A 20,848-nucleotide genomic window follows, 5' to 3' on the forward strand; every position below is an offset into this window, starting at 1 on the left:
TGAAAATTACCTCCAAATATTAGCAGTCTGTGCATTGTAAACATTCACTTTACAATCAAATTTATCCTGAATATTTTTGATATGTTCTAAATCTGCTTCAGAATAAACTCCTATATAAATACTAAATAATTTTTCACCCGATTGCGCGCCACGCAATGCTGCTTTATTTACAGCATCAATGATGTGCTCATCATATTCACCGAAATTGAAACCGAAAGAAATTAGTGAACCTGTAATCTTAGACAAGCTTTCATAGCAGAAGGTTAGATACCTGTTGTGATATATGTGGTTTAGTTTTTCATCTCCATTTCCTGCTGTCACAAATATTGGATATTCTTTATTATCCATTCGTTCTTTGATGTTAGCCAGCAGATATTTACTATTTCTGTAAACTTCTTTTTCTATTTCTGTTCCTGTATCAAAAATAGGAAGGGTTCCGTGCAAATAATAAACGGTTTGCTCTTCTTTATACTTACCCCACAAAAGGTCTCCAAATTCAGCATCTTCTCCTCTTCGAGTTTCAACAGGATTTAAATGTTCTCTACCAAAACCATCTATTGAACTATGCGGATTGTTTCTCATTAAAATCCAATATAAAAGCAAATCGTAATTTGTCGAAAAGACTTTACCTCCATTAGATAAATATTCTTGTAAAAAATTATAACAGGTTTCGCTTTCTTTATCTGGTACAGCAAAGACGTGTTCAGGATGAAGAAAACTAACCGCTTCGATAAGACTTTCTTGTAAACGTCGATTAGCATCTTCTAAAGCTTTGACCATATCGCCTGTGTCATCAAATGCTTTTGCCATTTCTATAAAATTATCAAGCTGTCTCATTACCAATTCAAAATTCTTTGTATTGATAACTTCAAATAATTTTGATAAAGTTTCATCTTCTAATTTTTCAATAAAATCATAAAGCGCATTATAAGAAAATATTTTATGATCGTAAGCCATACTAAAACCATTTCCCATTATTAAATGCTTAGGATAAGGTCTTTGATTTAGTTTTTTAATCACTGATTGATAATCTTGTAAATCATCAAATCTGAAATCTTTAGGAATGTTGTCTTTTGCCATAAGTTAATTATTGTTTCTTGGTTATCATTTTTAGTTTATATACTTTCCCAATATCCTTCTAATAATCTTTTCATCCTCTACTCTATTCCGCAACAATCGTTTTCCTTTGGTATGTCCAAATTCCGAATAATCAAATTCAATTAAATCCAAACCATTTTGAGGAATCACGGTTCTCCGAAATTCATCATATCTCTTTCGCTGTTCACCTCTTGAAATACCGGAAGCAGTAATTCTTTTATCAAAGAATTTTACTTCTTCGCTGTGTTGCTTTTCCCGATATTCAATCACTAATTTCAGTGTAGGATAGTAAATATCAACTGGCAGTTTTGTTCCTGTATCTCCCCTTAGAAAATCAAAACGATGCTGGCGCAAACCTTTTAAATTTAAAATCTCATCACAGATATTGAGGATATAAGCTTCATCACTGTTGGCTCGTTTATTTACAACAATCTTGTCCTGAACTACAATTTCCTTCTTTTCTGTCTTAGGCAAAATCGTTGTACCTTTCATCCTTACGAAAAACCAATTCGTATTTGTTGCTTTCCTTTCGGCGATTAGGTTGGGTAATAGATGTAATTGATTCTTTTCATCAAGCTCTCTTAATATTTTCCTGATAGGCAATCCGTTTTTTTGGTCTTGCACAAAAATATTAGCCTTAATGAAATATGGCATCATATCCTTTGCGGGAATCAATGAAACAGAAGGATTTTTGACAAAATAATCTTCCACAACTTTTTGAATGTGTTTGAGTTTCTCCATAGTATTATCCTCTCAACTCACCCTCACTTTCCCCGTCACCACATTATCTATCAGCACCGTTTTATACTCTTTCAGCTTTTCTATTTCCCTTTGCTTGAGCAAAATTGCTTTGGAGATTTTTTCCTCTATTTCTTCTAAATATGCAACAATTTGAGTTTGCTCTTTTAAATCGGGTAAAATTATTTTTAACAATCCCAATTTACTTGCTTTTATTCCTTTGGCAGTAGAACCTGTTCCTTCACTCTGTACCTTATTTTGAAAATAAGTAGAAGCAAATGAATAGTTTACAAATTTATGGATTGCTTTCTTTTTATTAAATCGGAATTTTATGATACGTTGTGCTATTGCCACATTTTCATCATCAACCATTGCAGATTCTCCCAATGGAGCTTCCATTGTAAATAAAATATCACCTATCTTAGGTAAACCTCGCGACATTATATTGTGATAATCTTTTTCAGTAACATACTCTTTGGAAACTTCGTAATTAATAAATCCTTTTTTTATGTTTCTTGTAGTTACTAGAAAAATTCCATTTTCTACTTTCTCCGGAGTTTTACCTCTATAATCAACTCTTGATGAAATTTTTGTAATTGAAATCACCTCCCAATGCTCCGGAATTTCCCCAATCCAATCCACACCGCTGTCTTTGAGTTTGACGGAATCATCCAAACCTTTGGTAACTGCCTTTTGAATGAGGATTTGGCGGCGTTCTTTCAGCAGTTCTATTTCTTTTTGCTTGTTGGCAATCGTTTGGTCTATTTTGGCGGTTTTGTCATCAAGAAATGAAACAATTTTAAATTGTTCTTCGATTCGAGGTATTGGAAAATAAAAGTTATTGAAATTTTCAGATGGAAATCTCCACCTTCCTAACATAGACACGCCTTGTCCGTGAGCATAAAAAACTTTGTTAGTATAGCATAATTGTAATAAAATTAAAAGGTATGTTTTACTGCAATCATTCCTTATTAAATCAAAAACTCTGTAATCAGGGCTTATAACCCCATCAAAATTTGATAAGTCTACCCATCCAGTTAATAAGTCCATATGATTCATCGCAAAATCATTAACATAACAGAATTGATATTTAGCATAATCCATTGCTAACTGTCCTTCGCCGCTTGTTACATCCTTGATTTTTATTCCTCGTTGAGTTATTGACAACACATCAAACCCTTCACTTCCTGCTATTCTTTTTAAAATTTTAAAAATATATTTCAATTTTATAACTTTCCAATGCTCCGGAATCTCCCCAATCCAATCCACACCGCTGTCTTTATATATTTCGTATCGCTGCATCGTCTAAAAATTTAAGATTTCAGCCAGCAATCCGTCGCCTTCCTGTTCCAGCGCCAAAATGTCTTTGGTCACTTCCTCCAGACTGCGCAATGGGGCAGGCTGGTAAAAATATTTATTGAAGCTCAGCTCATAACCAATCTTTACAGAGTCCAGAGCAATCCAACTTTCTTCGGCATAGGGCTTTACTTCTCTTAAGAAATAATCCTGTATGTTTTCTTTCAGTGGGATGCTTTCGCTGTCGCGCAAATCGCTTTCAGTTTCATATACTGTGTATTCGCCTTTTTTGTCTGTAGAAAAATAGCCATAATAAGGCAGGTCTTTTTCTTTACAGCCTAAAAACTCCAGCAAATCTGCCAGTTTCTGACCATTCAGTTTTTCTGTTTTTTTCACCACTTTGTCGGCTTCCTCATCATACCAGCTTACGGTGTCCAAAATTTGTTTTTTCTCCGAAGCAGACAGTTTGGTTTTATCGAGTTTTAACACTTCATCTACCTTGCTGCCAAACTCATTGAAGTTGTTATAAACTTCCGTCCCCAAAACTTCCATCAGGCGAACCGCCGTTTGGTACAGGGCATCCTGTTTTTCCCAGTTTTCTTTTTTCAAAAAGGCAGAAAGCTGTTTCGCATTGATGTTGAGGTCCTGCTTTTCGGCAAGGTCTTCAATTTCTTTTTTATGTTTTTCCAAACCTGCATATACTTCCATTCCGTATTTCTCATACAGTTCTTTGGAAAACACAGGTTGTGTCTTATCCCATTTCAAGGCTTCAATTCTCTCCTCGGTAAACTGTGATTTCAACCTTTTCGGTCTTTCGATATTGACTTTGTAATAGCCAAAATCAGCATTTTCAAAAACCTTGCTTCCAATATTTCCGGTGTCTTTTTTATCCAGTGTTGAAAGCTGTAAATAACAGTGGAGAATTTCCTGAATGTGCTGTTTCGTCAGTTCACAGTTTTTATTACCGAGGTTTTTTCTGAGTTTCTGATACATTTCACTGGCATCAATCAACTGTACTTTTCCTTTGCGGTTAGCGGGTTTGTTGTTGCTCAGAATCCAGATGTACGTGGTAATACCCGTGTTGTAAAAAATATTATTTGGCAACTGGATAATCACATCCAGCAAATCGTTTTCAATAATGTAGCGTCTGATATTGCTTTCACCACCACCTGCATCACCTGTAAACAGACTCGAACCGTTGTGTACCGAAGCAATTCGGCTTCCGATGGTATTTCTATTGTTAATGGTTTTCATTTTATCTACCATTTCCATCAGGAAGAGCAATTGTCCGTCGGAAGAACGTGGCACTGCATCGGCATCTTCTTCTTCGCCCCAGTAATTTTTCAGTTTAATGAGAAAACGGTTGTCGATAACATCTTTTCCATCTTTGATGTATTTCTGTTCACTCGCCCAGCTTTTTCCATACGGCGGATTCGACAGCATAAAATCGAATTTCGTTCCGGCAAATTCATCCGTAGAAAGTGTTGAACCCACTTTGATGTGTTCAGGGTCTTTCCCTTTAATCATCATATCCGACTTACAGATGGCGTAGGTTTCATCATTCACTTCCTTCCCGAAAAGATACACGGAAGTATTGGTTGCTTTAATTTCGCCCTCTTCATCGGTAATGAACAGTTCAGATTCCGTCAGCATTCCACCCGTTCCGCAGGCAGGGTCATAAATGGTAATCACCGATGGGATTTTATCTTTGATCGGGTCAAAAACCATATGCGTCATCAGGTCGATCACTTCTCTCGGCGTGTAGTGTTCTCCGGCTTCTTCATTATTTTCTTCATTAAATTTCCGAATCAGTTCCTCAAAAACGTACCCCATACCCAAATTGGTTAATGCAGGAATTTTTCTTCCGGCAGTATCCAGTTTTTCAAAAGGCGTCAGATTGATATCCGGCGATGTGAATTTCTCCAGAACATCCAGCAATACATCTTTATTCGCCATATGTTTGATTTGTGCCCGAAGCTTGAACATCTCAATAATTTCCTGCACATTGGCGCTGAAACCATTCAGATAATCCTCAAAATTCCCCAGCAAAATCTGCTGGCTGTTCGTCGCCGAACTGTGAAGGCTTTGCAATGTCCATTCGCTGGTATTGTAAAAAACATATTTGGAAGCAGCGGTCATTCCTTTGTCGTCCCATTCGGTAAATTTCATTGTTTCCTTCTGGAAAACGACTTCCTCTAAAACGTGTTGTTTGGTAGGTTCCAGCAAAGCATCCAGTCTTCGCAAAACAACCATTGGCAGGATGACATCCCTATATTTTCCTCTTACGTAGACGTCTCTCAGGCAGTCATCTGCAATACTCCAGATGAAGGAGACAAGTTTATTGTGTACAGCGTGGTTCATTTAAATATTTATCATTATAAAAGCACTTCAATTCCGGTGCTGTTGTAGTTTGTTAATCTTTACTGTCCTGCCACATCTGCACCCATTCTTCAAAATAAGCACGCAGACTGTCAGAAGTCTTAATATAATACTTTACGGGATCATTAGCAAACGATTTGAGTTCTATTCCCTGAGTGTCTTCATTAAAAATTGGGAGAAGAATATTGTTCAGTTCAAAAATAAGATAACCTCCCTTTTTCAGAAACTCCATATGAATGGCTTTTACTTCGAGAAGGTCGATGGCGATACCGCCGTCATGCATGATCATAGCTTGGTTTTATGTTTACTTTTCAAAGATAATTAAAAATTCATTTTCACCATTGTGGGAAAGTTTAAAATAAAGTGTTTATCCATTCATAAACTCTTTAATCAACCCCAATAATTCCTCCTCATTCATCACCGCAATACTCAAGGCACTAATCTTCTCCATTTTCTTGGGTCCGGCACCCGTTCCCACCAGTACCAGATCAGTATTTTTAGAAATGCTGGTGTTAATGTCTGCACCGCAGTCAAATAAAATCTGGGCTAATTTATTCCGCTGTTTTGGGAAGGCAGAAAACTCTCCGGTAATCACCACTTTTTTTGAATGGAAATAATGATTTTCATATTTGGGTTGAGCGGTAGGATAAATTAATGAAGAATCAATCTTTTTAGATGAAAAAGTGTCGGTGAAAAAATCTGTTTTTGAACGCTCTTCCCTGATTTTATGATCAGGTGTAAAACGGCTGTTCAGCTTAAAAAACTGATTCATCTTCAGGAAAATAAATCCACAGACTTCAGCATCGTACTGCGCATTGTGATGCAGGTTTTCGCTGAAATCCAGACTCAACATTTCCGCTACGGTTGACAGTTTATGATTCTTGAGATACGGAAAAAGCTGTTGAGAAAGCTGTAAAGTACAGACGCCGTGATACTGGGATGCAGCTATTCCATAAAAACGAAACAGACTTTCCAAAATCGGGAACTCCACACTGCAGCCATTGTGTGCCACTACAGTCTGACCCTCTATATATTGCCTGATTTCATCCCACACTTCCGGAAATGTTGGAGCATCACATGTATCATGTGCACTAATCCCATGAATAGAGGTGTGTAGTGCCAGATATTCATTTCCGGGTGGCTGAACCAGATAATGTCCGGAAAAGATGAGCTGTTCATCTTCAAATACAGCAATTCCGATACTGCAGACGGAACAGGAATCATTGTTGGCTTTTTCAAAGTCTATGGAGGTAAATTTCATCGCTCAGTTTTCAGTTTTTTCAAATGTAAATAAAAAAACAGCAATACTTTTACGGGAATCCCCATTTACGGTAAATCTTTTAAAATTTACATCAGAAATGAAAGTGAGTTAAAATCTGTTGGGTTTAAAATCAACAGGCAATTCGAGGTTGATGACGTAAGCTGTAAATTGGGTCCATATCCCGAGCCATTCCTGGTAATGCAGTTCCAGGTCTGTTAGGTCCTCAAAATACTGGGTGATAGAGGCGTTGCTGTAAGATTTGTCTTCAAATATACCGCTGCCCGCTGTGGTCTCTACACTGCGTATCATATTGTGAAATTCAAAGACAAGTTTGCCGTCATGTCCGCTTATTTCCTTTTTTACAGCTTTCAGATTAAAAAGATTGAGTGCAATACCGCCGTGGTCGTAGATCATAATAGTAGTTTTAAAGTGTGACATGTAAACATTAGTGAACATGGTATTCAATGATCCATCGCTAATCCTGTATTGAGAAATGTTTCTGAAGACTTTCATTAAGATGGTCAGTTCTGTAACCGTCAGTTCAGAAGAAATTCAGCCCATACCTGAATCCAGGTGTTGAAGCTGTCCTGCAGCTCCAGCACATCATCATAATACTGGGAAACGGGCTCATTCCTGTAAGAACGCTCCATCAGTTTCCCGTTTTCAGAGTCTTCCTCATACACGATCGCATTATTAAATTCAAATATAAGATATCCGCCCTCCCCGGCATGCTCCATTCGGAGAGCCTTCAAATCATAGAATGAGATGGCAATACCATTGTGATGATGTATCATAATTCAGAAAAATGATGGAAAATAAAAAAAGACTTTGCAAAACGTGGGAATACCATGATAAGATTTGCGGGAAATATCTGTTTTCATATCTGTGTTATTTAAGATAAAGATATTAAAATAATTAATTCCACAGAGAATAATAACTTTGGTAAAACAACCACAAGACTACCTCCGCCTCTTCAGGTGTTTTTCACAGCGCAGATGATATAATGTAAGGGGAACCAATGAACGAACGGAAACTTTGTAAAACAACAACTTCTCGATAAGGTTTTCTCCAAAAACCTACTCGAAGTGACGCCAAATTCACGATAGTAAAATCCTTCCGTCAGTTCGAGTGTTTTTCGCAGCAGAGCGGAGAAAAATGTATCGAGAACGAGTGAACAATCGATACTTTAGTAAAATAACAACTTCTCGATACGGGTTTCTCCAAAAACTTACTCGAAGTGACGCCACCATTCACGATGGTAAATCCCTCCGTCAGTTCGAGTGTTTTTCGCAGCAGAGCGGAGAAAAATGTATCGAGAACCAGTGAATAAACAAAACTTTCGTAAAAAAAAACTAACCAAAGCTGGCAGAAAACCATATAAACAAAAAACCATAGTCGAAGCGCCACCCTTTAGGGCCGGGGGAAAGCGCGCAACGAAACTTTGTAAAACAACAACTTCTCGATACGGTTTTCTCAAAAACCTACTCGAAGTGACGCCAAATTCACGATAGTAAAATCCCTCCGTCAGTTCGAGTGTTTTTCGCAGCGCAGCGGAGAAAAATGTATCGAGAACCAGTGTACAAACGATACTTTAGTAAAAAAACAACTAAGCAAAGGTATCTTCAAAAGCTGGCAGAAAACCATATAAACAATAAACCATAATCGAAGCGCCACCCTTTAGGACTGGGGGAAAGCGCTAGCCAAAAGTTTGTTAAACAAACTAAACTTTTGTAAAACAACAACTTCCCGATACCGTTTTCTCCAAAAACCTACTCGAAGTGACGCCACATTCACGATAGTAAAATCCCTCCGTCAGTTCGAGTGTTTTTCACGGCGCAGCGGAGAAAAATGTTTCGAGAACCAGTGAATAAACAAAACTTTTGTAAAAAAACAACTAAGCAAAGGTATCTTCAAAAGCTGACAGAAAAACCATATAAACAAAAAACCAAAGTCGAAGCGCCACCCTTTAGGACCAGGGGAAAGCGCTAGCCAAACGTTTTGTTACAGTTTTTTCAAAACTTACTCGAAGTGACGCCACATCCACGATAGTAAAATCCTTCCGTCAGTTCGAGTGTTTTTCGCAGCAGAGCGTAGAAAAATGTATCGGGAACCAGTGAACAAACGAAAACTTTGTAAAACAACAACTTCCCGATACGGTTTTCTCCAAAAACCTACTCGAAGTAGATCACATGCTGTCTCAAATAGGCCTTTTCCGAAACAAAAAGTAAATAAAAGATCATATCAATTCACTATCAATCGCATGACTTCTCAGTTCCTTCTGAAGTTCTCTGATGTAACTCAAGACTTACTTTCAGACTCAGAGACAAGAGTCAGTCGGGATGAGAATAGAAAATTCCTGCTTCTTTTTCCATTCTTCTGTACCATCTGCATTTTTCCGCTGTAACCACCAACTCTGGAATTGGTTTTAACACAACTGAAAACCACTTTGTCAATATCTCCGATGGGATATTTTTTGAAGAGCAGATTGTTGATAATCAGGTATCCATCTTTAATAAAGAATGGATGCACTTTTACATTACGGAAAAGAAATGAAATTACATAAACCAAAACCACAGCAACCGGAATCATCCAGTAGGATTGGTACCAGGCATGATCACTCTCCGTTATGGCTTTCAGAATGGTTTCTCCCTTAGGCGCAGTAATTTTGTTGTCTCTGATGAGATTTCTGATGGCGTCTGTACTTAAACTCCCTGCATCCGCCATAAATTTAACAGTTGGCATATCTTTAATCTCATAAACTGCTGAGGGAATCAACTGTGAGCTTCCAAGGTCATCGAAATAGAAGTAACGGTTGCCGACCTGCCATATACTGCCCTTGTAAGAATCAGGATGGCTGATCTTTTTGAAGTCGGAAGCCTGAACGCCTTCCAGTTGCAGGAGTAGGGTAGTTCTGCTTTGTAAGCCTCTGTTTCGGCGCCAGTATTCTTCTGCCTTTAGAAAGTATACTTTGTTGCCACTGGTAAATACGTCAGGAGCGATCTCCTGAAATTGGTTATCTGCAAACGGATTATCGCCTGCACGCTCTGCCTTTTCTGTTTCAGTATTGTAAAAATAAAGACCTTTTTTGGAAACGAACAGGACCTGGTAAGCGTGTTTTAGATTCATTCCCAGCAGTCTGTACGGGGCTTTGGAATCATCAAACGGTATCCCGTTTACATAGACCATTCCGTTTTTTGAATCAATCAGAAAAGCACTTCTGGAAGGGATGTCACCTTCAACATCAATCTGTTGAATGGTTTCATTGTACTGAACAGGCAATAGAGAATTTTGAAAATAAACATTTTTGCCGTCTGTAAAATAGCTGTCACTTTCCCGCACGTCACCGTCCCGGTAATGAGTCTTGATGGGACGGATTGCCGACGGATCGGCGTTCTTCATTTCTATGCCCTTGAAAAATGCAGTGCTGTTATTCACCGCCAGAGCAAAACCGGATTTAGACTGATAAATTTTACCTTCGGGCATTTTCACAAATGGATACCAGTAATTCTGAGGTTTGCCGGACAGTCCCAGACTCTGACCCATCTTTCCAATAATAAATCCCACCACACTCAGATTATCATTGTTTTCAGAGTTTCTTGCACAGTGGTAAGTCGTCTCACCATCACTGTAATAATTGTTGCCTAAAGACTTCAGTTTTTTAGGATCAAGTCCCTTCATGATGATGTTTCCTGCATAAACATGTTGGTCATCAAAGCCAATATGAGAATCCTGATAAGTATCCTGAAAAGTTTGAAAGCTGTCAGGATTGGCATCGCTCAACTCATAGTAGCCATTACTTGGTACCATTGCATAAATCTTCCCTTCGAATAATGTGAAAACGCCATTAAGGTCTCTTTTATCAGAACCGTAGCTTATCGGATCACCCTTTTCTGAAAAAAGGGAGAGAAATAATGCAAACATCATCAGAAAAATAAAAGCCAGAATGCCATAAATTAAAAACCGGAATCTGTACACCATTTGAGTATTTTATAATTTGTTTTCTAGGTATCAAACGACCCGCCAAATTATCAATAATAAGGGAATTGATTCAAATCAAATTCTCAGATCAGCTCTCATGTATCTTACTCCACAGAAATCCGTGCGTTTTAGAAACTTCTTCGAATAAATTATTATGCAGTTAAATAAACACCGTCGGAATTACATCATTACCTATTGCTCATTACTCATTACTCATTACTCATTGCTCATCACTCATTACCCATTATCAATTACCCATTTAAAATCCTTGGCTGTACTTTTGCATCAACAACAATAAAACCCTACACTATGAAAAATGTACTGTTCGTTATTTCCCTTGTAAGCAGTTCTTTTGCTTATGGGCAGAAAAAGAAACCTGCCAGAGCAATCCCACCTCCTCCAATTGTACAAAAAGAGATTGCAGAACCGCCACAAAGCCTGTCCATTCAGGACGATTCCAAAAAATGTTTTGTGTATGTGAGTGAAGTTGCAAAAGATTCTGTGGTCGTTGTCACCGAAAATCTGCTGGAGTATTTCCCGTCGGGAAGGAATGCGAGAATAATCACCACAACCTACCAGTATGATTCCAAACTGAAAAAACAGTCAAACGGCTCAGGCGAAATGCTTGCCCAAACCCAACAGCTGCAGTTTATCGAAGGTAAGTACACCATCGAAAAAGGAACATTGACTGTGATACCTGACAAAAAAGATAAATTTGACACCCGCCGGTTTAAGGTCGTATACAAGCCTGATACACAGACTGTCATTAACTTAAAAGATGAACAGAACCATCTTTACAAAAAAGGGAAATGTATCGAACCAATGATCAGTTTATAAACATGATGCTGTAATGATTCTTCTAATATCTTAAGTTCAAAATAGACTGACTTATGGGAAAACTGCTTCTAAAATATTGGATCATCAATGTCCTTTTCAGTCTGAGCCTTTTTATCCTGTACAGATTACTGATTTCTGAAAAGAACTATCCCGACAGCAATGGTCTGGATTTTCTCTTTAATATCTTGGATATCTTAGTGAACCTTGGATTTTCACTTATCTTTCTCATTCTGCTGCCGGTCTGCTCGCTAACTTTTTTCCTGAATTTAACTGTTAAAATAAGAAAACAATTTTACCTCTCACTGCTGACATTCACTGCAATTCCGGCTGGAGTTCTCATCTATGTTCTGACTGCATTTATGGACACATCTGTGTCCGGAACTTCCTTACTGACAACTGCATCGATTTTAACCATGGTCTACTTGATTTTTACTTCTATTCAGTTTCGGGTGTTCAGAAAAAGACAGCTTTCATTAGCTGAGAGCGACAAATCTCCAGGGCTTTTTTAAGATCTTAAATAGGAACATTTAAAACTGCAATAACAAAAAAAATAAAGAATCATCAGCAACATTGTGATTAATCGCACTGCATCCATAAGTGTCCCGTCAGTCCAAGTGTTTTTCGCAGCGCAGCGTATAAAAATGTATCGGGAACCAGTGAATAAACAAAACTTTGTAAAACAACAACTTCTCGATACGGTTTTCTCCAAAAACCTACCCGAAGTGACGCTACATTCACGATAATACAAATTCCTCCGTCAGTTCGAGTGTTTTTCGCAGCGCAGCGTAGAAAAATGTATCGGGAACCAGTAAATAAACGAAACTTTGTAAAAAAACAACTTCTCGATACGGTTTTCTCCAAAAAACTACTCGAACTGACGCCACCATCAAGACGTCAATTCCTACCGTCAGTTCAAGTGTTTTTCGCAGCGCAGCGTAGAAAAATGTATCGAGAACCAGTGAACCAACAAAACTTTTGTAAACCAACAATTAACCAAAGGTATCTTCAAAAGCTGGCAGAAAGCCACATAAATAAAAAACCAAAGTCAAAGCGCCATCCTTTAGTGCCCTGGGAAAGCACGGCCCTAATGTTCTGTATTACAGGTTAAATAACAATTGTTCCACTGCAGTTCAGGTGTCCCGATGCAATTTGGGATGTATTGAGAACTGAAAAAATAACTGTTGATACATTCTGAAAACGTATCACAGTTGCTAAATTTTTTTGATTAATCTCCAGAAATAATTTATAAACTTATGTCATTAATGCTCATCGCAGGCTTTCTCTTAAATTTTAAATCCAAGTAATTCATTTTTTAAAAGTAAACTTGCTGAACAGCAGGAAAGCAAAGAAATTAAAATGAAAATCCCCCGGTCTGTTTCCAAACGGAGGGATTTTGCTATAAGAAAGTGATAAAGTGTGGTGTTGTATTTTTCTATCGGGTAGTTTGCAAGTATTATGCCTAAAATAATATTTAAACTAAATTTTTAGATTTAATTTGATAAAGTGGCCGCTAGCTCTTTAACAAAAGTATATTCTTCCAACAGAAATACCAACTTCCAATCAGGATTTGGTTTAAAACGGTACGGTTTTAGTTTAAAAAAAATTACTAACCAACACACCAAAATATGCAATCCTTTACAAACTCTGATCAGTCGATCTCAAGCATGACAAAAGAAATTGAACGCCAAAAAGCACTTAAAGTTCTTGAAAAAGCAAAAAGTATAAAGAGAAAAGTGGTATTTCTGCCACGTGGCGCCTCCGGAAGTGTGAATCCCGCCATCTAAAACTTTATTAAAACACGAAAAACTGCATCGCGCAGTTTTTTTTTGTTTTAATACAAACTTAATTTTCAATCGGAAGAAAAATTCTCTGTGAGCCAATGATCTCCGTGGCAGAAGGTGTTGATGAGTATAATTTCAATATCTTTACATCGTAAATCATTTTAATGCAGACATCATCCTTTAAAATTGCAACTTCTGTTGCTGCAATCTGTTTCAGTACAGTCGTTTTTGCCCAGCAGAATTATTCGGTGAGCGGAACGGTAAAAGATCAGAAAAACGGCGAATTGCTGATCGGAGTTTCCGTAAAAGTAGCTGAAGATCCCAGCATTTCAGTCATGGCAAACGAATACGGTTTCTATTCTCTGTCCCTTCCAAAGGGTTCTTATACGTTACTTGTTTCCAATCCAGGCTTTAAAGATTTTCAGCAGAGCATTACAGTTGAGAATGATTTGAAGCTGAACATTCAGCTAGGTCAGGAAGGCGACGAAAAAACATCACAGATTGATGAAGTGGTCATCTCGGCCGTTAAAAAAGATAAAAATCTCAGTTCTGCCCAAATGGGAACTGAAACTTTAAGCATTAAACAAATCGATAAACTCCCTGTTTTGTTTGGTGAAAAAGACGTGATGAAAACCATCCAGCTGTTGCCGGGAATTAAAAGCAACGGTGAGGGGAGCAGTGGTTTTTCCGTAAGAGGTGGCGCAACAGATCAGAATTTGATTTTACTGGATGAGGCAGCAGTTTACAACGCTTCCCATTTGCTCGGATTTTTCAGTACATTCAACAGTGATGCTCTGAAAGACGTCAGCATCATTAAAGGAAACAGTCCGGCTCAGTATGGTGGAAGACTATCGTCTGTTTTGGATGTTAAAATGAAAGACGGTAATAATAAAGATTACAACGTCAACGGTGGAATTGGCTTGATCAGCAGCCGACTCAGCGTTGAAGGACCGATTCAGAAAGAAAAATCTTCATTTATTGTTTCCGGAAGACGGACGTATGCAGATGTGTTTTTAAAAGCAACCGATGATTTCAAAGACAGCAAACTGTATTTCTACGATTTAAATTTAAAAGCCAATTATCAGATAAACGACAACAACCGACTTTACCTTTCGGGATATTTCGGAAGAGATGTTTTAGGTCTGGGTGACACGTTCTCAACAGACTGGGGAAATACAACGGCGACTTTGCGCTGGAACAGCATTATCAGCAGTAAATTATTCTCAAACACTTCATTTATTTACAGCAATTACAATTACAATGTTGCCCTGAGCAGCAACAATAATACTTTCGGACTCGATTCTAAAATTGAAGACTGGAATCTGAAGCAGGATTTTTCATGGTTTGCAGGAAATAAGCATTCTGTTAAATTTGGTTTACAGTCGATTTATCACACGATTACTCCTAGCAGTGCTTCGGGAACGAGTGTAAGCAGTTTCCCGAGAAATCCGAGATACTCATGGGAAAATGCATTGTACATCAATGATGATTTTAAAGCAACAGAAAAGCTGACGATTAACTACGGAGCGAGACTGGCAATCTTCTCTGTTTTGGGTGGAGATACTTTTAACACTTATCAAAACGGAGTTTTAACCGATTCTGAATATTTAGAAAAAGGAAAATTTGCTAAAACTTATGTGAATCTTGAACCAAGAATTACAGCGAATTACAGAATTAACGAAGTGAGCAGTGTTAAAGGAGGTTATTCCAGAAATACTCAGAATTTACATTTATTAAGCAACAGTGGAAGCGGGAATCCTACCGACCAGTGGATTGGAAGCAGCTACACTGTAAAACCTGAAATTGCAGACCAGATCAGCGCAGGCTACAGCCGTAATTTCAACAACAATAATTATGAACTGAATGCTGAGGTTTATTATAAATCAATGCAAAACCAAATCGACTATAAAAACGGGGCACAGATCTCTTTCGATACCGCTGCAGATGTAGAAAGCGAACTTTTATTCGGAAAGGGGAGAGCCTATGGTCTTGAATTGATAGCAAAAAAGAAAAGTGGAAAACTTACAGGATGGATTTCTTATACTTTATCTAAAACCGAAAGACAGATCAACGGCATCAACGATAACGAATGGTACGATGCAAGACAGGACAAAACCCACGATCTTTCCGTAGTAGCCACATATCAGCTGAATCCAAAATGGTCGTTTTCAGGATTGTTCCTGTACAGCACCGGAAATGCCGTCACTTTCCCAACAGGAAAATATGAACTGAACGGGCAAACCATTTTTCAGTACAGCAGCAGAAACGCCGACAGAATGCCCGCTTATCACAGAATGGATCTGAGCGCAACCTACGAACCGGTTTCTGATAAACGTTGGAAGGGTTCCTGGTCATTCGGTGTTTATAATGTTTACGGGAGAGAAAATGCCTACACAATTACTTTTGAAGACAATCCGAATAATCCCGGAACGACGAGAGCGATGCAGACTTCGCTTTTTAAATGGGTTCCGAACATTACTTATAATTTTAAATTTTAATCGAGATCGCTTTTCAACCTTTAAAAGAAGAACGGTTCTAATTAACCAAAATATAAACTCCTTATGAAAAATATATTTTTAATTATATTGACTCTGTTTTTAGTCACTTCCTGCGAAAAAGAAATCGATCTCGACCTCGAAGACCAAAGCGGACAGATCGTGATTGAAGCCAATGTGACAGATCAGGTCGGTCCGTATACTGTGAAGATTACAAAGTCAGTAGCTTTTACTCAGGCCAATCAATATCCGGCAGTTGAAAACGCACAGGTTGTTTTGAGCGACAATACCGGACAGACTGAAACTCTTCAGTACACTGGTAACGGAACTTATCAGACATCTGCTTTTGTCGGGCAACCGGGAAGAACGTATACTCTGAAAATTCAGGCTGAAGGAAAAGAATATACAGCGCAGAGTTCAATGCCTCAGGCAGTTCCTTTCGACAATATTGAGCAGGATTCTTTTTTGGTTGGAGGCGAAACAAGCTATACACTATTGCCTGTTTTCACGGATCCGCAGGTTTTAGGGAACCGATATCTTTTTATTTACACTGTAAATAATAATCCCAAAAAATACTTTTCAGAGTTTTCTGATAATGTCAACAACGGATTGCCCAATCAAAGACCACTCATTCTTCCGAACGATGACGGCGATAATCCCGATGATGTGAAAGTAGTTGTAGGAGACACGATTCATGTAGAAATGCAGTGCATCGATAACAGTGTCTATCTTTTCTATTCAGCGCTTCTGCAGCTTTCCGGAGGCGGTCCCGGTGGTGGAATTACTCCGGCGAATCCTCCAAGCAATATCAGCAATGGTGCTTTGGGCTATTTTTCTGCTCATACTGTGAGGGTGAGAAATATTGTGATTAATTGAGGTAAGAAGTAAGATGGAAGTTTGAATTTTACAGATCAATTTTGATTATAAATACAAAAAGCCGAAGTGTCTGCTTCGGCTTTTGACATGTTCAATGGGTTTTACAACTTAAAAACCTTCTTCAGATGCTTCGGATAATTTTCTAATGTTCCTGCAATATCGCCGTCTTTGAAAATATCGAAACAGTTGTAATCCGCCACCACTTCAACACCACAGAAACGGTAGTTGCTGGTAATCTGAATGAGCGCATCCGCAGTACTTCTTCCTTCAAAAAGAACCTGATTAGGGTCATCAAAACTCGCTTTGGGTGCATTCCATGTTGCGGAAACCATAAATTTTTTACCCTGCATTTTTCCACCGGTTCCGTATTGTCTGGTTAAATCTTCACGTGTTCTGCCGTCGCCAGCCAAAAATTTTGCACTCAGCAATCCGCTGTTGAAAACTTCGTCCACATATTTCTTATAAATCCACGGTGCACCAAACCAGTTGATGGGCGTCTGCAGAATGATAATGTCGGCCTGCAAATGTTTTTCAACTTCTTCATCGGCATCGTAGCCGTTTTCTACTTTGGTTTCCAAAACTTCAAAACCTTCAGACAGAAAAAAATCTTTTGCCCTTTGGTGGAAAGCATCATTCAGAAGGCCTTCAGACCAGTTTGGATAGTTTAAATGGGTATTGATTAGCAGTACTTTTTTCATTTATCGATATTTTTTTAAACCTATTTACCTAACCATTCCTTTACCTGGATAGTTACTTTCTTTTCTTTTTCGCCCTTCATTACAAACAAAACCCCGTCACGCTCTTTTCCGCCTTCTACAGAAAATTCTTCCAGAATTTTTGATAAATAAACAATCAAAATGTTTTTTGCATCCACACTTTCCTGAGCTTTAGCACAACCTGACATCATTAGTAATGAGAATATGATTACAGTTAAATTTTTAATTTTTAAAATCATACTTCATTGTTTTATTTTCCAACCCGCTGCTGCAAATGCTGCGGATAACGCTCTCCAACAATTTCAATCTGAGTTAAAGACTCTCTGATTTTAGCCAAATCATCTGACGTTAATTCAACAGCGGTTGAGTCCACATTTTCCTGGAGACGGTGAAGCTTCGTAGTTCCCGGAATCGGAGCGATGAAAGGCTTCTGAGCCAACAACCACGATAAAGCAATCTGCGCCGGCGTGGCTTCATTTTCAATGGCAATGCTTTTCAGTAAATCCACCAAAGTCTGATTGGCTTTTCTGTTTTCCTCAGAAAATCTCGGAACAGTATTTCTGAAATCATCTTCTGCAAACTGAGTGTTTTCGTTGATAGCTCCCGTCAGAAAACCTTTTCCCAGCGGACTGAATGGTACAAAACCAATTTCCAACTCTTCCAGCAATGGTAGAATTTCTTTCTCCACATCACGGAAAAACATTGAATATTCACTTTGCAGAGCCGTTACAGGTAAAACTGCGTGTGCTTTTCTGATGCTTGCAGCGCCAGCCTCGCTCATTCCAAAATATTTTACTTTTCCTTCTGCTATTAAATCTTTTACCGTCCCGGCTACGTCCTCCACAGGAACATTCGGATCAACTCTGTGCTGATACAGCAAATCGATAACATCAGTCTGAAGATATTTCAATGAATTTTCAACCACCGTTCTGATGCGTTCCGGACGGCTGTCAAGACCCTTCGAAGCATCGCCATCCTGAAAACCGAACTTTGTTGCGATAACAACTTTATCTCTGAAAGATTTTACGGCTTTGCCTAACAATTTTTCGTTTCCACCCTGACTGTATGCTTCGGCAGTATCAAAAAATGTTACGCCTAAATCGTAAGCATTCTGAATTAATTTGACGGCCTCATTTTCATCTGTTGCAGGTCCGTAACCGAAGGTAAATCCCATACATCCTAATCCTAATTCGGAAACTTCTAAACCCTGTGTTCCTACTATTCTTGTTTTCATTTTTAAAATCTATTTAATTAAAATCAATTTATCTTTCTCCCAGCCACTTTACAATTGCTGGGTCACGGTGGTCGAAAAACACACTTTCTTTGGTATCTAAACTTTTGATTACATTCATGTCTTCTCCATCCAATTCAAAATCGAAAATGTTGAAATTCTCAATAATCTTTTCCTTTCTGACAGATTTTGGAATCGCCACAACGCCTCTCTGCGTCAACCAACGGAGAATGACCTGAGCTACACTTTTATTGTATTTCTTACTGATTGAAACTAATGATTCATTGGTAAACATACCGTTTTTACCTTCTGCAAAAGGTCCCCAACTTTGTATCTGTACCTCATTTTCGTCCAGAAAATTCTGGGTTTCTGTCTGTTGATGAAATGGATGGGTTTCAATTTGATTAATGGCAGGTTTGATTTCATTATGAACCATCAAATCCATAATTCTGTCCGGATGAAAATTGCTCACGCCAATTGCTTTGATTTTTCCTTCTCTGTACAGTTCTTCCATTGCTCTCCAGCTACCATAAACATCACCATAAGGTTGATGAATAAGATATAAATCGAGATAATCGAGTTGTAATTTCTGTAATGAAACATCAAACGCTTTTTTGGCTTTTTCATAACCAGCATCTGAAATCCAGAGTTTGGTTGTAATGAATAATTCCTCTCTTGGCACACCGCTTTTTCTGATGGCACTTCCTACCGCTTCTTCATTTCCGTAAGCTGACGCTGTGTCAATTAATCTGTAACCCGCTTCAATAGCCTCAAGCACTGCTTTTTCACATTCTAAAGCATCGCTGATCTGATAAACGCCAAATCCTAAAACCGGCATTTGCACTCCGTTATTTAATGTTATATTTTTCATTTTTTATTTTTATTAATTATTCTTCTGATATGGATAATAGTTCAGCATTTAATCTTGCACCTTGAACCGTTATAGAAGAAAGTCCCCGTTCAATTTCCTCTAAATCATTTTCTGTTAATTCCACATCAACAGATTTGATGTTGTCATCCAGATATTCAATTTTGTCCATTCCCGGAATTGGAACGATGAAAGGTTTTTGTGCTAATAACCAAGACAGTGCTATCTGAACAGGTGTTGCATTTTTCTGTGTGGCAATCTTAGTAAGCAATTCCACGATTGGCATATTCGCTCTGATTGCTTCAGGCGTAAATCTTGGAAATACCGCCCGCAAATCCGTATCACTATCAAATTTGGTATCGGGTGTAATTTTTCCTGTCAAAAATCCTGTCCCGATTGGTGCCCATGGAACAAATCCTATACCTGACTCCTCGCAAAATGGAAGAACAGCTGCTTCAGGTTCTCTTGTCCAAATGGAGTATTGATTTTGAACTGCTGTAACCGGCTGTACTGCGTGGGCTCTTCGAACAGTATCTGCGCCCGCTTCTGAAAGTCCAAAATATTTCACCTTGCCTTCAGCGATTAAATCTTTCACAGTGCCTGCCACATCTTCAATTGGTACATGCGGGTCAACCCTGTGTTGATATAATAAGTCGATGTAATCGGTCTGCAGCCTTTTTAATGACGCTTCCACTACTTTTCGGATATGTTCGGGACGACTATTGAGACCGCCTTCTTCTGAAATCATACCGAATTTTGTGGCGATGATTACTTCTTTTCTCATTGGTTTTAAAGCCTTGCCTACCAATTCTTCATTGGTAAAGGGGCCGTAAGCTTCGGCTGTGTCGAAAAAAGTAATTCCTTTTTCATGAGCAGAGCGAATTACTTCAATTCCTTCTGATATGTTCGTGGCTTTTCCAGTTCCAAAACTCAGGTTCATCGTTCCCATTCCAATAGCTGAGACTTCTAATCCCTGTGTTCCTACTATTCTTGTTTTCATATTTTTTAAATTAAGTTTGATTATTCTTCTGATATTTAAGTTATTATCCTTTCAAAAACTCAAAATTCATTACTCCTGTTACGATAGCGTAACTCTCAAGTCTGTGATTTCTCCAAAATATCTTTCTCATATTATATACGAAACACATTGTGTGATACGAAAGAAATTTTTAGTGAATGATCGTTTTTGACTTTACAAATGTCTGATGAATTGATTGGTATTCTGTTATACAGATTACTGCTTCTTCTACCATTATTACTGATGTTCGCTCTCTGCGTAAGGGATAGAAACGGC

At 38.3% G+C, this 20,848-nt stretch carries 20 protein-coding genes; 5 read left to right on the plus strand and 15 right to left on the minus strand.

What is annotated here, in order from left to right:
• Positions 1-6: 6 nt before the first annotated feature.
• The 9 genes from ASG21_RS08295 to ASG21_RS08340 form a co-directional block, all read right to left on the minus strand.
• Positions 7-1,080: a DUF4917 family protein gene (locus tag ASG21_RS08295; protein WP_056078187.1), complete on the minus strand. Its 1,074-nt coding sequence runs from the start codon at positions 1,078-1,080 to the stop codon at positions 7-9.
• Between the two features lie 30 nt (positions 1,081-1,110).
• Positions 1,111-1,839 (minus strand): hypothetical protein, encoded by a 729-nt coding sequence (locus ASG21_RS20430; protein ID WP_199767876.1) that lies wholly within the window; start codon positions 1,837-1,839, stop codon positions 1,111-1,113.
• 12 nt (positions 1,840-1,851) lie between these two features.
• Positions 1,852-3,138: a restriction endonuclease subunit S gene (locus ASG21_RS08305; protein ID WP_056078189.1), complete on the minus strand. Its 1,287-nt coding sequence runs from the start codon at positions 3,136-3,138 to the stop codon at positions 1,852-1,854.
• Positions 3,139-3,141: 3 nt separating this feature from the next.
• Positions 3,142-5,493, minus strand: coding sequence for a class I SAM-dependent DNA methyltransferase (locus tag ASG21_RS08310; RefSeq protein WP_056078192.1), 2,352 nt, complete (start codon positions 5,491-5,493; stop codon positions 3,142-3,144).
• A 52-nt stretch (positions 5,494-5,545) separates the two neighbouring features.
• The gene (locus ASG21_RS08315) at positions 5,546-5,800 is read right to left on the minus strand and encodes a hypothetical protein (protein WP_056078197.1); all 255 of its coding nucleotides are present in this window, start codon (positions 5,798-5,800) and stop codon (positions 5,546-5,548) included.
• 78 nt (positions 5,801-5,878) lie between these two features.
• On the minus strand, positions 5,879-6,772 hold the full coding sequence (locus ASG21_RS08320) for an exonuclease domain-containing protein (protein ID WP_056078200.1): 894 nt from the start codon (positions 6,770-6,772) through the stop codon (positions 5,879-5,881).
• 108 nt (positions 6,773-6,880) lie between these two features.
• Complete coding sequence (locus ASG21_RS08325; RefSeq protein WP_185113721.1) at positions 6,881-7,210, minus strand: hypothetical protein; 330 nt, start codon at positions 7,208-7,210, stop codon at positions 6,881-6,883.
• Positions 7,211-7,308: 98 nt separating this feature from the next.
• Positions 7,309-7,566 (minus strand): hypothetical protein, encoded by a 258-nt coding sequence (locus ASG21_RS08330; protein WP_128414255.1) that lies wholly within the window; start codon positions 7,564-7,566, stop codon positions 7,309-7,311.
• Positions 7,567-9,070: 1,504 nt separating this feature from the next.
• The gene (locus ASG21_RS08340; RefSeq protein WP_056078209.1) at positions 9,071-10,750 is read right to left on the minus strand and encodes a DKNYY domain-containing protein; all 1,680 of its coding nucleotides are present in this window, start codon (positions 10,748-10,750) and stop codon (positions 9,071-9,073) included.
• Between the two features lie 309 nt (positions 10,751-11,059).
• On the opposite strand from ASG21_RS08340, the gene ASG21_RS08345 reads away from it, so the two are divergent.
• Together ASG21_RS08345 and ASG21_RS08350 are read left to right on the plus strand one after the other, a co-directional pair.
• The gene (locus tag ASG21_RS08345; RefSeq protein ID WP_056078211.1) at positions 11,060-11,587 is read left to right on the plus strand and encodes a hypothetical protein; all 528 of its coding nucleotides are present in this window, start codon (positions 11,060-11,062) and stop codon (positions 11,585-11,587) included.
• 53 nt (positions 11,588-11,640) lie between these two features.
• Positions 11,641-12,096, plus strand: a complete 456-nt coding sequence (locus ASG21_RS08350; protein WP_056078214.1) for a hypothetical protein — start codon at positions 11,641-11,643, stop codon at positions 12,094-12,096.
• A gap of 225 nt (positions 12,097-12,321) precedes the next feature.
• Here ASG21_RS08350 and ASG21_RS08355 read toward each other — a convergent pair whose 3' ends face one another.
• On the minus strand, positions 12,322-12,573 hold the full coding sequence (locus ASG21_RS08355; protein WP_128414256.1) for a hypothetical protein: 252 nt from the start codon (positions 12,571-12,573) through the stop codon (positions 12,322-12,324).
• Between the two features lie 639 nt (positions 12,574-13,212).
• Between ASG21_RS08355 and ASG21_RS20215 the strand changes: the two genes are divergently transcribed.
• The 3 genes from ASG21_RS20215 (at position 13,213) to ASG21_RS08365 (ending at position 16,739) form a co-directional block, all read left to right on the plus strand.
• On the plus strand, positions 13,213-13,371 hold the full coding sequence (locus tag ASG21_RS20215) for a hypothetical protein (RefSeq protein ID WP_157844525.1): 159 nt from the start codon (positions 13,213-13,215) through the stop codon (positions 13,369-13,371).
• A gap of 161 nt (positions 13,372-13,532) precedes the next feature.
• Positions 13,533-15,866: a TonB-dependent receptor gene (locus ASG21_RS08360; protein WP_056078219.1), complete on the plus strand. Its 2,334-nt coding sequence runs from the start codon at positions 13,533-13,535 to the stop codon at positions 15,864-15,866.
• A 63-nt stretch (positions 15,867-15,929) separates the two neighbouring features.
• Positions 15,930-16,739 (plus strand): DUF4249 domain-containing protein, encoded by an 810-nt coding sequence (locus ASG21_RS08365; protein ID WP_056078222.1) that lies wholly within the window; start codon positions 15,930-15,932, stop codon positions 16,737-16,739.
• A 101-nt stretch (positions 16,740-16,840) separates the two neighbouring features.
• Here ASG21_RS08365 and ASG21_RS08370 read toward each other — a convergent pair whose 3' ends face one another.
• From ASG21_RS08370 to ASG21_RS08390, 5 genes are read right to left on the minus strand one after another with little or no spacing between them, the layout of a single operon-like run.
• Positions 16,841-17,437, minus strand: a complete 597-nt coding sequence (locus ASG21_RS08370) for an NAD(P)H-dependent oxidoreductase (protein WP_056078224.1) — start codon at positions 17,435-17,437, stop codon at positions 16,841-16,843.
• A gap of 20 nt (positions 17,438-17,457) precedes the next feature.
• Positions 17,458-17,694 (minus strand): hypothetical protein, encoded by a 237-nt coding sequence (locus ASG21_RS08375; RefSeq protein ID WP_056078227.1) that lies wholly within the window; start codon positions 17,692-17,694, stop codon positions 17,458-17,460.
• 11 nt (positions 17,695-17,705) lie between these two features.
• On the minus strand, positions 17,706-18,689 hold the full coding sequence (locus ASG21_RS08380; protein WP_056078230.1) for an aldo/keto reductase: 984 nt from the start codon (positions 18,687-18,689) through the stop codon (positions 17,706-17,708).
• Between the two features lie 28 nt (positions 18,690-18,717).
• A complete protein-coding gene (locus ASG21_RS08385; RefSeq protein ID WP_056078233.1) occupies positions 18,718-19,557 on the minus strand; it encodes an aldo/keto reductase in 840 nt (279 codons plus the stop codon).
• Between the two features lie 16 nt (positions 19,558-19,573).
• Positions 19,574-20,554, minus strand: a complete 981-nt coding sequence (locus tag ASG21_RS08390; protein WP_056078236.1) for an aldo/keto reductase — start codon at positions 20,552-20,554, stop codon at positions 19,574-19,576.
• Between the last annotated feature and the right edge of the window lie 294 nt (positions 20,555-20,848).

It is taken from the genome of Chryseobacterium sp. Leaf394, assembly GCF_001424105.1.
Taxonomy (GTDB): Bacteria; Bacteroidota; Bacteroidia; order Flavobacteriales; family Weeksellaceae; genus Chryseobacterium.